The organism is Pseudomonas sp. F2, from assembly GCF_057174385.1.
Genome location: NZ_CM169904.1, coordinates 3,652,157 through 3,666,773, shown reverse-complemented (window position 1 = coordinate 3,666,773; position 14,617 = coordinate 3,652,157). Strand labels below are relative to the sequence as shown.

Below are 14,617 nucleotides of genomic sequence, written 5' to 3'. Positions count from 1 at the left end.
ATACTCGCGGCTCTGTTTGGGAGCCAGCATGATTTCTTTGCCGATCGATGAAGTTTTACCCGCCCTGCGTGACGCGTTGGCGACACGCCACGAAGCCGTGCTCGAAGCACCGCCCGGCGCCGGTAAAACCACCCGCGTGCCTTTGGCCTTGCTCAATGAGGTCTGGCTGGCCGGGCAGACCATTCTGATGCTCGAACCACGCCGTCTCGCCGCGCGTGCAGCCGCAGAACGTCTGGCCAGCGAACTGGGTGAGGAGGTGGGCGAAACCGTCGGCTATCGCATCCGTCTCGACAGCAAGGTCGGCCCCGACACCCGCATCGAAGTGGTCACCGAAGGCATTCTCACCCGGCGTCTGCAGGATGATCCGGCGCTGGAAGGCGTCGGTCTGCTGATCTTCGACGAATTTCACGAACGCAGCCTTGATGCCGATCTGGCTTTGGCTCTGAGTTTGAACGGTCGTGAACTGTTCCGCGCTGAACAGCCGCTGAAGATTCTGCTGATGTCCGCCACGCTGGAAGGCGAGCGCCTGGCCGGGTTGCTGGATGACGCGCCGATCCTGCGCAGCGAAGGGCGCATGTACCCGGTGACGATGCGCTGGGGGCGGCCGTTCCAGCCTGGCGAATACATCGACCAACGCGTGACCCGGACCGTCCTCGATGCCCTGCACGATGAAACCGGCAGCCTGCTGGTGTTCCTTCCGGGGCAGGCGGAAATCCGTCGTGTGCATCAGCAACTGAGCGATGCCATCGGTGAGCGTAAAGATGTCTTGCTCTGCCCGTTGCACGGTGAACTGGACCTGAATGCCCAGCGCGCCGCCATCGACCCGGCGCCGGCGGGTCAGCGCAAAGTGGTGCTGGCGACCAACATTGCCGAAACCAGTCTGACCATCAACGGCGTGCGCGTGGTGATCGATGCCGGGCTGGCGCGGGTGCCGCGTTTCGACCCCGGCAGCGGCATGACCCGTCTCGATACGCAGCGTATTTCCAGGGCCAGCGCCACCCAGCGTGCGGGCCGGGCCGGACGTCTGGAACCGGGCGTGTGTTATCGCCTGTGGTCGCAGGATCAGCACGAGCAACTCGCCGCTTACGGCAGTGCGGAAATTCTGTCGGCGGATCTGGCGGGTCTGGCGCTGCAACTCGGACGCTGGGGCGTCACGCCGGGCGAACTGGTCTGGCTCGATGTGCCGCCGGCAGCGGCTTATGCCCAGGCACAGGATCTGTTGCAGCGCCTGGGCGCACTCGAAGGCGAGGCGCTGACCGCCCACGGTCAGGCCATGGCCGAATTACCGGCACATCCGCGCATCGCCCATCTGTTGCTGCGCGGCCAGGCACTGGGGCTGGCGCAGATGGCGTGCGATGTCGCGGCACTGCTCGGCGAACGCGATATTTTGCGCGGCGCCGGGGCGGATCTGCACAGCCGCCTGGTGCTGCTCTCTGGCGAGGAGCGCGCATCGCGTGGTGCTCAGGGCGGCGTGCAACGTGCGCGGCAACTGGCGCGGCAGTATCGCGGTTACCTGCGTGGCAAGGCCAGCGATCCCGTCAGCGATCCCGATCATCCGCGCTGGCTCGGCGCATTGCTGGCGCTGGCCTATCCGGATCGCGTCGCCCAACAGCGGCGCGCCGGTGGCGCCGAATATCGGCTGGCCAATGGTCGCGCTGCGCTGTTCGCCGAAGCCGACAGCCTGATGAAGGAGGCGTGGATTGTGATCGCCGACCTCGGCAGTCGTCAGGGGCAGCGCGAGGAACGGATTTACCTGGCGGCGGATTTCGATCCGACGCTGTTCGACTCGGTGCTCGCCGAGCAAGTGCGTGCCGTCGATCAACTGGACTGGGACGAGCGCGAAGGTGTGCTGCGCGCCGAGCGTCAGCGCAAGGTTGGCGAACTGATCCTCAGCCGCGAACCGTTGACCGGGCTCGACGAAGCGGCGCGCAGTCAGGCGCTGGTCAATCTGGTCCGGCGCAAAGGTCTGGAGTTGCTGCCGTGGACGCCGGAACTGCGTCAGTGGCAGGCGCGGGTCGCGTTGTTGCGGCAATTGGATCTGGCGACACAGGCCGACAGCCAATGGCCGGATGTCAGCGACGCGACGTTGCTCAAAACCCTGGAAGCATGGCTGATGCCCTATCTGGGCAAAGTCTCGCGACTGAGTCATTTCGCCAATCTGGACCTGTCGAGCATCGTGCGCAATCTGTTGCCGTGGCCGTTGCCGCAGAAGCTTGATGAGCTGGCCCCACATCACATCAGTGTGCCGTCGGGGTCATCGATTCGTCTGGATTACAGCGAGTCGCCGCCGATTCTCGCGGTGCGTTTGCAAGAGCTGTTCGGCCTCGCCGAGACGCCGCGAATCGCCGGCGGGCGGCAAGTGGTCAAGTTGCACCTATTGTCCCCGGCGCGGCGGCCGGTGCAGGTGACACAGGATCTGGCCAACTTCTGGCGCAGCACCTATGCCGAGGTGAAAAAGGATCTGAAGGGGCGGTATCCGAAGCATTATTGGCCGGATGATCCGCTGGTGGCCGAGGCCACGGCGCGGATCAAGCCGCGCAAGTGAGCCTTTGTCCGGGTTTGATCAGGCCTCGCCGTAGAGGCTTTGCGCAGCACGGCGGCGGTGCTTGATGCTGTGGCAGACCCACACCAGCGTGATCCACAGCGGAATCGCGTAGACCGCCATCCGGTTGACGGGGTCCATCAGCATGACCGCCATGATGAACACCATGAAGGCCAGACAGACATAGTTACCGTAGGGGTACCACAGCGCCTTGAACTGTGGTGTCTGCCGGGTCTCGTTCAGGTGCCGGCGAAATTTGCCGTGGGCCAGGCTGATCATCGCCCAGTTGATCAGCAGCGTCGCCACCACCAGCGAAAGCAGTATTTCGAGGGCCTGCTGCGGAATCACGTAGTTCAGCACCACCGCGACCAAGGTCACCGCAGCCGTTGCAAGGATCGAGCGCACAGGAACCCCGCGCGAGTCGATCTTGACCAGGCTTTGTGGCGCGTCACCCTGCCGGGCCAGACCGAGCAGGATCCGGCTGTTGCAGTAGGTGCCGCTGTTATAGACCGACAACGCCGCGGTAAGGACCACGAAGTTGAGAATGTGCGCGGCGGTATTGCTGTCGAGCATTGACCACACGCGTACGAACGGGCTGCCGCTGTAGGTATCGCCGGAGGCATTGAGTGACGTCAGCAGGCTGTCCCACGGCATCAATGACAACAGCACGACGAGTACGCCGATGTAGAAAATCAGGATGCGGTAGATCACCTGATTGATTGCCTTGGGGATCACGCGACGAGGGTTTTGCGCTTCGGCGGCGGTAAAACCGAGCATTTCCAGCCCGCCAAAGGACAGCATGATAACCGCCATGGACATGGCCAGGCCGGCCATCCCGTGGGGGAAAAAACCGCCGTGCTGCCACAGGTTCCTCAACGATGCCTGCGGCCCTCCGTTACCGCTGACCAGCAGGTAGCTGCCCATGACGATCATCCCGATCACCGCCAACACCTTGATGATGGCGAACCAGAATTCCGCCTCGCCGAACACTTTGACGTTGATCAGGTTGAGTGCATTGATCAGCACAAAAAACACCGCAGCCGATACCCAGATCGGTATCTCGGGCCACCAGTAATGCACGTATTTGCCGACGGCTGTCAGCTCGGACATGCCGACCAGGGTGTACAGCATCCAGCAGTTCCATCCCGACAGGAAGCCGGCGAATGCGCCCCAATACTTGTGGGCGAAATGGCTGAAAGAGCCGGCAACCGGCTCTTCAACGATCATCTCGCCCAGTTGTCGCATGATCATGAAGGCGATGAAGCCGCAAATGGCGTAGCCGAGGATCATCGAGGGCCCGGCAGACTTGAGTGCGCCCGCCGAGCCCAGAAACAACCCCGTGCCGACGGCGCCTCCCAGTGCGATCAATTGGATGTGTCGATTTTTCAGGCTGCGTTGCAGTTGACCTGAGTGCGCATGGAGTCCGCTCATGAGAAAGGGTACTCGCAAGGTTGCTTGAGTGTTTGCAAGACACTTGCGCGGGGCGAGGCGGGCCGATGCAGTGACGCGACGGTGCCAACAGTGGGGGACGGGTAATTCTCCACAGTCATACGGATTCTGTTCCTTCAGATTATTTCTATTTTTATCAATCAGTTAGATCGAGTTTTCAGCTTGGTTGCGCGCGATTTCGTGCGCGTCGCACATAAAAATCTATTGGAAGAAACATATTTCTATCTGTTGAATTTGTAAATGGGGGATGGTATCTAATGCATCGCACAGGGACATGCCAACGATTCCAGGGACTGAGGAGTGATGACGGTGACGGGCTGCAATGCACTAGGGACATTCGATTTTGTGGTCGGCGCCGAGGCCGATTCGGCGGGCTATTTTTCAGCGGCGGCGCAGGACATTCGGGCACAACTGCTGAGTGAAGGCGCGGTGCTCATTCGCGGTGCCACGCCGTGCAGGGATCCCGAGGTGTTTGAACGGGCCATCGGTGCGCTGGGTTTTCACACGCGCGATTACGTCGGCGGCAGCTCTCCACGCTCGACGATCCAGGGCAAGGTCATGGAAGCGACGCGCACCCCGCCCGACTGGTCGGTGATCCTTCATCAGGAAATGGCCTATGTACAACATCCGCCCGAAATCATCGCTTTCGTGTGTGTCGAGCCTGCGGAGCGTGGCGGTGAATCCGTGGTCGGGGACATGCGCAAACTGGAGCAGTTGATTGATCGCGCCACCCTGCAGCAACTGACCGATCGCGGGCTCAAGTTGCGCCGCACGCTGCCCGGCGAGGCGCGGGTGAATCTCAAGCCCGGGGTGAAAAAAAGCTGGCAGGAGACGTTCTCCACTTCCAGCACCGCCGAGGCAGAAGTGCTGTGCCGGGCGCGCGGTTGGGACTTCGAGTGGAGTGGCGGCGACCTGATCCTCTGGCAGGACTGTATCGCCCCGATGCGCCGACACCCGCGCAAAGCGGCGGACATCTGGTGCAATCAGGCGCACTTCTGGGGCGCGGCCGCGATGATCGAATGGGCGCGTATCGACGGTCGTGAACAGGACGCCAGTGATTTGGCCGAGGCGCAGCGCAACACGCCGCAACTGTTGGAGGCCATGTGTTTCGGTGACGGCGAACCACTGCCGCAGGACCTGACTCTGGAGTTGTTCCACACCGTCAGACGTCTGGAACAGGATGTCGATCTGCGGGCGGGCGATATTTTGCTGCTCGACAATTTCCAGTATGCCCACGGCCGGCGCGCCTTTTCCGGCAACAGGACCATCAACGTGATCATCGCCAATTGGGCGAATGATCAGCCACACGCAGCTCAGGGATGAAAAGATGACGATTCAGGAAAGAAACTTCACGTCGGATAGCACGTTTGTACTGACCCCCGGCGTCGATGTCAGTCTCAAGGACTTGATCAGGTATTCCCGGCCCGGGGCAAAGGTGGTCGCTTCGCAAGCCACCCGGCAACGGGTTCAGGCATCGCGAGACGCCCTGGAAAATCTGGTTGCACAAGGCGCGGTGATTTATGGGGTGAACACCGGGATGGGTGGTTTCGTTGACCATCTGGTGCCCATCGACAAAGCCCACGAGCTTCAATCGAACCTGATTCAGGGCGTCTCGACCAACGTTGCCGAGCGGTTCCCGGACAGTGTGGCGCGAGCCACCATGTTTGCGCGGATCGTATCGCTGTCCCGTGGCAACTCGGCACTTTCGCTGGAAAATTTCGACCGCTACATCGCCATTTACAACGCCGGCCTGATCCCGGAAATCCCGAGCAAGGGCTCGTTGGGGACCAGTGGCGACCTGGGGCCGCTGGCGGCGGTTGCGCGGATGCTGACCGGGGACGGTCATGCCTACCTCAACGGTGTCCGGATTCCGGCGGCGCAAGCGCTCGAGCAATTGGGCCTGGCGCCGCTGCACCTGAGTTACAAGGAAGGGCTGGCGCTGATCAATGGCACCTCCTGCATGGTCGCGGTGGCGGCGATGAATGTGGTTGAAGCCCGGGAACTGCTCGAACAATACACGTCGATCTCGGCCTTCTCGTTTGAAGCGCTGCAGGCTCGGGTACGTCCTTTCCATCCGGATGTTCACCAGTTGAAACCGCACCTGGGCCAGCAAAAAATTGCCGAGGCCATCTGGGCCGATCTGCAAGGCTCGGAACTGGCGATTGACGATCTTGAACTCTCTTCGCAATTGAGCGCCCTGCGCACCGACCAGGTACGCCAGGAAGACATGCCCATCGAAGATGCCTATTCCATTCGCTGCACGCCGCAAATCCTCGGGCCGGTGCTGGAGACCATCGAATTTGTCGAGCGCGTGGTCGGCAACGAACTGAACTCGTCCAACGACAACCCGTTGATCACCCCTGAAAACGGCGAGGTTTTTCACAATGGCCATTTTCATGGGCAATACATCGCTTCGGCCATGGACTACCTGACGATATCCATCATCACCCTGTGCAATCTTTCGGATCGGCGGATTGATCGCTTCCTGACCAAAGCCAACAGCAATGGCCTGCCGTCATTCCTGTGCGCGGAAAACGGTGGCCTGCGTTTCGGCCTCATGGGCGGGCAATTCATGTCGGCGTCGCTGACGGCAGAAAACCGTTCGCTGGCCACCCCCGTCTCGATCCAGACCCTGACCACCACCGGCGATTTCCAGGACGTGGTTTCCTTCGGCCTAGTCGCCGCGCGCCGGGTGACCGAAGTGCTGCAGAACACGCGTTACGTTCTCGCGTTTGAACTGATCTGTGCAGCCCAGGCCGCCGATATTCGAGGCAACGCCAGACTCGGGCCGAAGGGCCGCGCCTGGCATGCGCGGGTGCGTGAACACATTCCGTATCTGGATCGGGATGTGGCGTTGACCGCTTACCTGGAAGCGCTCGTTACCCAGGTACTGGGAGGGCACGGCCGATGAGTTCGTCGGGAAAGGGTGACCTGTTGGCAACGGCGATCACTGAGCCGGTGCGGCTGCATGCCAACGAAAATCCGCTGGGTGCATCAGGCCTGGCCCTGCAGCTGTGCGCCTCGATGCCGACGCTGCTCAGCGAATACCCCGAAGTCACTTACAAGTCTCTGCGCCTGGCAATCGGCGAGCGCTGGCGCGTTGATCCCGAGCGCGTCGTGGTGGGCGCCGGTTCGGACGAACTGATCGACATTGCGTTGCGTAGCCTGTTGAAGCCCGGCAGTCGCATCGTGACGCAGCAGCACTGCTTCAAGATGTACAAAATCCGGGCCGCGTTGCTGGGGGCCGACTACAGCGAGATGACCCCGGATGCCAGCGGCGACTATGAGGCGGCATTGCAACTTGCTCTTGAGCAAAAGCCCGACGTCGTGGTGCTGGTCAATCCGTCCAATCCATTGGGCGACTATCTGTTGCCCTCGCAGCTGTTATCGCTGGTGGCGCTGATTCCACCCGGCACGACCGTCATCATCGACGAAGCGTACGCAGAGTTTGCGCCGGATCGGGAAAACACGGCTGGCATTCAGATCGTCAACAGCCGGGAAAACGCGATATGCCTGCGCACGTTTTCCAAGGCCTACGGTATTGCCGGCCTACGCCTTGGCTGGGCTTATGCGAGCGGCGATCAGGTGCCGGCGCTGCAAGCGCGGCGTGCGCCGTACAACGTCAGTTCGTTTTCCGCCCTGGCAGGCGAATACGTCCTGCAGGACGGCGATCATCTGGACAACACGGCGGCGTATTGTCAGGCGTGGGGGCAGGAGCTCGTGAGCCTGTTCAAGTCCTGCGGCATTGAAGCCAGAAGCCGCTACGTCAACTTTGTTTTCGTCGAATGCGTCACCGCGCCACGCTGCCAGGATTTGCATCAGCATCTGGAGAGGGAAGGTTTCCTGACGTCCCGGTTGACCGACTATGGTCTTGAGACGTGTCTGCGAATCTCCTTCGGCAACCAGGCGCAGATGACCCGGTTGCGCGCTGTACTGAAGCAAAAACTGCAAACCCTGGAACTTGCCTGAGGCCGGCAGGGCAGGGAGCCTTCGGCGATTGCCCAGGGCTTCCAGGGCAAGATCAGTGAAACCTTGACTGAGGTAAAAATGAGCCAGACGCTGACGTTGTTTCACGCTGAACCCTACTTGAAGCAACTGGACTGCCGAGTTGATCGACTGGAGCGCGACGACGCCGGTCTGCCTTTCGCACTCCTCGGCGAAACCGTGTTCTACCCCCAGGGAGGCGGGCAACTGGGCGATCGGGGGGTATTGAACATTCTGCTCGCGGGGGAGGGTGAGGCACGGCGCACGCTGGAGATCGTCGCGACGAAAAAACGGGACGATCAGATCAGGCATTACCTGAGCATTGACGACGAAACGTTCGCTGACCTGCAGACGCGGGTGAGCGACCGGCAGGCGACCGCCACGCTGGATTGGTCATTGCGATATCATCAGATGCGCGTTCATTCGGCGATGCATTTGATTCATTGCATGCTCGAGCGGACGCTCGGGCGAGCGATTGCGCATCCGGTTCGTTCGCCGTTGAGCGACGAGGGTGGTGAGAACCAATACGAGTTTGTCGGTGAGTTCGACGAAGACAGTCTGAGGCGCGCAACAGATGCCTTGAACGAGTTTTGCTCTGCAAGTCATGAGATTCGTACGGAAGCGGATACCCGCCAGGGACAGGGATTTCGTTGGTGGCAATGCGAAGACTGGTCAATCCCCTGTGGGGGCGTTCATGTGCGTAATACGCAAGAAATAGGCGTGGTGACTTCCAGTATGAAGATCAAGAAAAACACGACCAGAGTGATTGTCACTCTGTCGGCAGAGGCGGAAGAGCTTGGATAGCAAACGTGCGTTTGGCGCATTTCTCATGCAGTTTCGAATCGACGCGGGGCATCTGAAGATCTCCACGTTTCTCGACGAGGTCAATATTCCGTTCTCGGCCAATTACTACCGCGACGTCGAGGCCGGAAGGAAATACCTGAGTATCGATGCTGCCGTCGAACTGCATGATCACCTTGGCATCGACGCGGCCAGCAAAGCCAGTTTTGATTATTTCTGGCACTACTTCAGGGATTTGTTGCCGGCGGACGTCCACGAAATGTTGTTCGGCAAAGGCGTCGAGGTGACCGATCTCTCTTCGCGCCTGGAACTGCGCGAACACGACTCCAGAATCTTGCGCCGGGCCCTGAGCCTGAGTCGCTACGAGCGTGAGTTCATTGTCACCGAAGAGGTGATCGCTGCGTTCGAGGCGCAGTTCGAACTGCTGCCATTGATGACGTATCTGTACATGGTCGACAGTGCCTCAGTGGCGGAGATTCAGCTGGTGTGCCAGCAGATCGGTCTGGCTTATGACCAGGGCACTGAAGCGTTCCTGAACCTGGTGTCCAAGCCGCGCGCAACGCCGGATGACCCGTTTGTCCGGCATGCACCCACGTTGAGGATGCCCAGGACGGTGGATGCGTTGAAGTTGAAGGATCAGTTCCTGCGCCATGAAGTGGACCGGTCGCTGCTCAAACCGGAGAAGAGCGAATACTTCGATGTTTCAGGCTCTTTCAAATACAGCTCGATGGTGACACTCAAGGACGCCGAAATAGAACAGATTCAGGACCGTCTGGTGGACCTGTTCTCGGTTATCGAAGTGCATAACAAGTCTGGCCGTCAGCTGGAGGATTCAGGCGCACAGCCTTATTTCTTCGGGCTGGTGGTTTCCGGGCGTCCGGAGTACGACGGGCGCGCGGCCCGCGTCGGTGAAAAAGACGAGGAGTGAACAACTGCCGGGCGCTTCGCCGTTTCTGTGTGGCATGGCCCGGCAAGAACCAACCGTTCACAGGAGTGCGCGGACAGTACAGAAAACGGGGGGCAGAACCGCAACCCGGCCGTCATCAGTCAGAACAGGGATGAGATGAATGAATGCTCCAGTCGTAGAAAAACTCCGTCAGTTGTTCGGCGAACGCTTGAGGCTCGAACAGGGAATCCGGCAACAGTTCTGCCAGGCGCCTCCCGGCATCGAGCTGAGTCCCCCCGATGCGGTAGTGACCGTTCGCAGCGAAGACGAAATCATTCAGGTCGTGAAGCTTTGCCGTGAGTACGGTGTGGCGCTGATCCCGTCGGGTGCGCGTTCGTCCCTCGAAGGGCAGATCAATGCGCCACAGGGTGGCGTCTGCGTCGACTGCTCGGAAATGAACGCGATTGTCGATGTGAACGTCACCGACATGACCGCCACGGTTCAGCCGGGCGTTACCCGCGAGCAACTCAACAGCCACTTGCGTGAGACCGGACTGTTCTTTTCCGTCGATCCTGGCGCCAACGCTTCCATGGGCGGAATGGCGGCGACCCGTGCATCGGGGACCAACTCGGTGCGCTACGGGACCATGGCCGGGAATGTCAAAGCCGCACGCTGGATCATGGCGGACGGCTCGGTCGCCGCCATTGGTTCCCGCGCGCCCAAATCGGCCATGGGTCTGGATCTGCTGGCGATTGCCATCGGTTCAGAGGGCACTCTGGGCATCTTCAGCGAACTGCAAGTGCGCCTGCATCCGGTGCCCGAGGCCATTGTTGCCGGTGTCTGTTCGTTCGATTCGGTGGATAACGCGGTACAGACGGTGGCCAGTGCCCTGGGCCAAGGACTCTCGATCGCCCGGATCGAGCTGCTGGATGCCACGGCGGTGCGTGCGTGCAATGCCTATTCTGCGGCACTGGGGCTGGTGGAAACGCCGCATCTGTTTCTGGAGTTTCACGGCGACCGGTCGACGGTCGCCAGCAGTGTCGAGCTGTTCAAGGATTGCGCCGGCGAGTACGGCGGGCAGGTCAGGATCTCCGAGCGCCTTGAAGAACGCACGGCCCTGTGGAAAGCCCGACATGACGCCTGGTGGGCCTTTCACGCTTTTTACAAAGGCCGCAAGGGGCTGGCCACCGATGTCTGCGTCCCGCTGTCCTGTCTGAGTGCCTGCATCAGCGCCACGGCCGCCGACATTGCGGCCTCCGGTCTTGATGCGCCGCTTATCGGCCATGTCGGTGACGGTAATTTTCACCTGCTGATCATGCTCGATGAAGGTGAAGACGAAAGTGCGGACATTCAGGCGTTCCTCAGCCGGCTGTCGAGTCGCGCGTTGTCGTTCGGCGGCACCGTCAGCGGCGAGCACGGGGTAGGGCAGGGAAAACTGAAGTGGATGTCGGCGCAACACGGCGCAGCGCTGCAATTCATGAGAGCCATCAAATCGGCCCTGGATCCGGACAACTTGTTCAACCCCGGCAAGATGTATCAATCGTTACGGGTTGACGCTCGATAACGGTCGATTTTTTGTTTTTAAGGATGGATGTGAAAGATATGGATCATATTTTGATAGTGGGCATCAACAAGGTCTCCATCAAGTACGTGTGCGAGGCGATCCGCGGTGCGGGCTTCGAACCGATACTGTCCGTTGATCCCTCGGGTTTTCATGGCGCGGCGAAAAACGTGTTCGAAGGGGTCACCTGCATTCCTGCCTTTACCGACAGGGTCGCGCTGTCCGCTTACCTGAACGCCCATCCCGCACTGGTTGGCGTGATTCGCAGCATCACGACATTCTTTGACGAGTTGTTCCCGATCGTATCCGCGATTGCCGAAGAATTCGGCTTCAAGGCGCCGCCTGAGGTGTTTGCCCGGCTGTCCTCCAAGGGCTTCGTCGGCCGCTTGATCCCGGAACATGTGCCCGCCGAGACCTGTGTGTCGCTGAGCGATGGCGACGTGGTCATTCCCTGGCTGACACCCGGGCAACAAAACGATGTGGTGCTCAAACCCTCGGTCGGCTCTGGCGCGGTGGCCACCACCCTGCTCTCGATTGCACCGGACGCTGACCCTGGCGCAGTAATCCGCGCCGCCATACTGAACAGCGGAATCGACGACCCGCAAGACACTGCCTGGATTGTCCAGGCGCATTGCGCGGGTGATCTCGTCAGCCTGGAAGGCTTTGCCCAGGAGGGGCGGGTGGTCTTCCTCGGACTGTCGAGGCGCGACCGAGTGGGATTCACGGAGGTTGCCAACCAGTTCCCGGCCGACGCCCGCATGGCCTTGCCCGTGCGTGCGAAAATCGAGAAGGCGGTCCGCGATCTGATTGCCCGTTCAGGGTTCGACAATGGCTTCTTCCATTGCGAGTTCATTGCGAACGACGCCACGGCTTATCTGATCGATGCCAACATGGGGCGCCTGGGCGGCGCGAGCATCGTTGAACAGATTGCGCTGGCCTACGATCTGGCGCCAGCGACCGTCCTGCAGCACGTGGCGCTGCTGCCACTGGGCTTGCTGGAGGCTGCGCTTGAATACCAGCCGGTCGAATCTTGCCGCCAGACCCTGAGCTACTGGTACTGCCTGGATCACGAAGCCGTCGTGCATGACTGGGAGATTCCGCCGATGGCTTCCATTCACACGCCCATTGCCAACGTCGGCAGCGTGATCCAGCCCATCGGCACGTCCGACTACGCCTGGGTCGGCATGCTCACCGGCTATGCCGATGTCGTCGCGCGCGAGATTGGCCAGGTACGTGTCCTGACCGATCGCGGCCCTAGAAGCCCGGTATTCAAATGATTTACTTCGTCCGGTTTCTTTCGTCCGCGGCCTGGAGCTGTTTCTATCCGTTCATGGCCATTTGGCTCAATGCCTCCGTGGGCCTCAGTACCAGTGCGGCGGGGGTCGTTGTCGGGTTCGCGATTGTCTCCAACCGCATCGGCGCATTGGCTTTTCAGGGCATGCTGGACAAGGTCGAGCGACGCCGGGAAATAGCCCTGGCCTTGTTCTGTGTGGCGGTGGCGGCGCTATTGATGCTGGTCACCGCCGCGATGGGCATTACCAACGTGTTGATCTGGGTCGTACTGGTTGTGGTGTTCGGTGTCTCCAATTCGATCGCCACGATCTCGCAGATTTCCTACATCGTGCAGTACTTTCGCGAGGGCGAGCACGAACGCGTGCTCTCTTACGAGAATGTTGCGGCGAACGCAGGGGCCGGGGTCGCGCCGTTCGTGGCGTCGTTGATTCTTGCCGGCACCGGTTACTGGTTTGTCGCCCTGCCGCTGTTGTTGGGCGTGCTGGCCACGGCTTCCACGCGGCTGATTCCGCAGGTCGCGCGTAGTGCAGGCGTGGCGTTTGCCGCGCGTGCTTCCACGCCGGGCGAAACCGAGGCATCGCCCAAGGTGGTGGCGTTCATGGCGATCAACTTTCTGACCATGATCGGCTATGCGCAGTTTTATTACGTGTTCCCTACCTATGCCACCGAGCGCTTTTCCAGTGAACTGGTCGGCGTGCTGTTTCTGGTGGCCAGCGGGATCATCATCTTCAGCCAGGTTTACGTGACCTCATTCGCGCAGCGTGTCTCGCGGTTGTGGCGGGTCATCGTTTCCAACCTGTTGATCGGCGCGGGCTGCCTGCTGTTGATCATTTCGTCACAGGCGCAGGCGATCCTGTTTGTCGTGGTGGTGTTTATCGTGATCGGCGAGATGATCTGCGGCCCGCTGTACCAGGCTCAGGCCGTGAAGATCTGGCGCGGGCGCAGTTCCGTGGCGATGGCCGTGCAGACCTGTGTCTGGGGCGCTGCCGAAGCTACCGCCGCCGTGCTCGGCCTGCTGGCAGTGGCCAACGAGCTGAGCTTCATGTCGTTTCTGTTGGGGTTTGCCGCCTGCGTCATCGCCGCCGTGGGCGCCTGGGTATCGATTGCGCTCAAACGCCCGTTGATCGGCATCGATGTGGAACAGCGCTCAGTCCCGGTTGCCTGATGGCTCGGTGCGGCAGGCAGCGGTCTTGGCGGTCAACTGTTCGCGACAATAGTCGGCGAACAGCTGTGCCGGTTTGGTCAGTTGCCCGCGCTTGAGCCACGCGGCGACCAGACCTGAGCCGGTGACGTCTTCGACGATGTCCACGCACACCACTTTCTTGCCGTCATAGGTGCATTCCGAGTGGGGCCGGGTCACCAGGATCGAGAAACCGAAACCCTGACCGACCATGCCCCTGACCATCTCGATCGACGGCGAGCTGAACTCGATGCGCGGGGTCAGGCCCAGTTCCTCGAACAGGCTGACGAAGTAGGTTCGGCTTGGCTGCACGTCGAGCAGAATCATCGGCTCCAGACACAGATCGCGCAGCGACACTTGCTTGTACTGGGCGAAACGGTGGTCGGCCGGCAATAGCGCATACGGCCGTTGCGCCGGCATCAGCGGCTCGGTCTGGATGGTGGCATCGAGTTCGTGTTCATAGAGGATCACCAGGTCGAAACTGCCCGAGGTCAGGCCTTGCACCAGTTCCTGTTGCTCGCCGTCGCGGATGCGGATTTTCACGCCCGGATACAGCGCGGAAAACCCGGCGATCAATTGCGGCAGGTACAACGGCGCGACGGTTTCGAAGCAGCCGATGTCGATCTGTCCGGCGACGATGTCGTTATCGGCGAGGGCGTTCTGCTCGAACTCCCGAGCCATGCGCAACAGCTCCTGCGCCTTGCGAAAGAACCGTGCACCGCTCGGCGTCAGGGATACGCCCTGAGCGTGATGGCGAATCAGCAGCTGCACCGCGAAGCTGTCTTCCAGACCTTTGATCGCCGTAGAGATCGCCGGTTGTGCGATGTACAGCTTGCGCGAGGCTTCGGCAACGCTGCCGCATTCGACGGTGGTGATGAAGTATTTCAACTGACGCAAATTGTAGGCGGCCACGGCAAACCT

General features: G+C 60.8%; 11 protein-coding genes. 9 read left to right on the top strand and 2 right to left on the bottom strand.

What is annotated here, in order from left to right; all coding sequences use genetic code 11:
• The first annotated feature begins 28 nt into the window (after window positions 1-28).
• Entirely contained in the window at window positions 29-2,545 is a 2,517-nt protein-coding gene (gene hrpB, locus AC193Q_RS16450) for an ATP-dependent helicase HrpB (protein WP_483878622.1), read from the top strand.
• Between the two features lie 18 nt (window positions 2,546-2,563).
• Here the strand turns inward: hrpB and AC193Q_RS16445 are convergent, their stop codons facing one another.
• Entirely contained in the window at window positions 2,564-3,973 is a 1,410-nt protein-coding gene (locus AC193Q_RS16445) for an amino acid permease (RefSeq protein ID WP_131671557.1), read from the bottom strand.
• Window positions 3,974-4,300: 327 nt separating this feature from the next.
• On the opposite strand from AC193Q_RS16445, the gene AC193Q_RS16440 reads away from it, so the two are divergent.
• The 8 genes from AC193Q_RS16440 to AC193Q_RS16405 all read left to right on the top strand — a co-directional run bounded on the left by AC193Q_RS16440 (window position 4,301) and on the right by AC193Q_RS16405 (window position 13,681).
• Window positions 4,301-5,314: a TauD/TfdA family dioxygenase gene (locus AC193Q_RS16440; RefSeq protein WP_483878621.1), complete on the top strand. Its 1,014-nt coding sequence runs from the start codon at window positions 4,301-4,303 to the stop codon at window positions 5,312-5,314.
• A 4-nt stretch (window positions 5,315-5,318) separates the two neighbouring features.
• Window positions 5,319-6,902, top strand: a complete 1,584-nt coding sequence (locus AC193Q_RS16435; RefSeq protein ID WP_483878620.1) for a phenylalanine aminomutase (D-beta-phenylalanine forming) — start codon at window positions 5,319-5,321, stop codon at window positions 6,900-6,902.
• Complete coding sequence (locus tag AC193Q_RS16430; RefSeq protein WP_121187355.1) at window positions 6,899-7,960, top strand: aminotransferase class I/II-fold pyridoxal phosphate-dependent enzyme; 1,062 nt, start codon at window positions 6,899-6,901, stop codon at window positions 7,958-7,960. The genes AC193Q_RS16435 and AC193Q_RS16430 overlap by 4 nt, the downstream gene beginning before the upstream one ends.
• Window positions 7,961-8,038: 78 nt before the next feature.
• Entirely contained in the window at window positions 8,039-8,779 is a 741-nt protein-coding gene (locus tag AC193Q_RS16425) for an alanyl-tRNA editing protein (RefSeq protein ID WP_483878619.1), read from the top strand.
• A gap of 25 nt (window positions 8,780-8,804) precedes the next feature.
• The gene (locus tag AC193Q_RS16420) at window positions 8,805-9,704 is read left to right on the top strand and encodes a hypothetical protein (RefSeq protein WP_483878618.1); all 900 of its coding nucleotides are present in this window, start codon (window positions 8,805-8,807) and stop codon (window positions 9,702-9,704) included.
• Window positions 9,705-9,843: 139 nt separating this feature from the next.
• A complete protein-coding gene (locus AC193Q_RS16415; RefSeq protein WP_047296761.1) occupies window positions 9,844-11,226 on the top strand; it encodes an FAD-binding oxidoreductase in 1,383 nt (460 codons plus the stop codon).
• Window positions 11,227-11,264: 38 nt separating this feature from the next.
• Window positions 11,265-12,500, top strand: coding sequence for an ATP-grasp domain-containing protein (locus tag AC193Q_RS16410; protein ID WP_483878617.1), 1,236 nt, complete (start codon window positions 11,265-11,267; stop codon window positions 12,498-12,500).
• Window positions 12,497-13,681 carry an MFS transporter gene (locus AC193Q_RS16405; RefSeq protein ID WP_047296756.1) on the top strand — a complete coding sequence of 395 codons (1,185 nt, stop codon included), beginning with the start codon at window positions 12,497-12,499 and terminating at the stop codon, window positions 13,679-13,681. Before AC193Q_RS16410 ends, AC193Q_RS16405 begins: the two co-directional genes overlap by 4 nt.
• On the opposite strand, the gene AC193Q_RS16400 is transcribed toward AC193Q_RS16405, so the two are convergent.
• Window positions 13,664-14,608: a LysR family transcriptional regulator gene (locus tag AC193Q_RS16400; protein ID WP_041065104.1), complete on the bottom strand. Its 945-nt coding sequence runs from the start codon at window positions 14,606-14,608 to the stop codon at window positions 13,664-13,666. The genes AC193Q_RS16405 and AC193Q_RS16400 overlap by 18 nt on opposite strands.
• Between the last annotated feature and the right edge of the window lie 9 nt (window positions 14,609-14,617).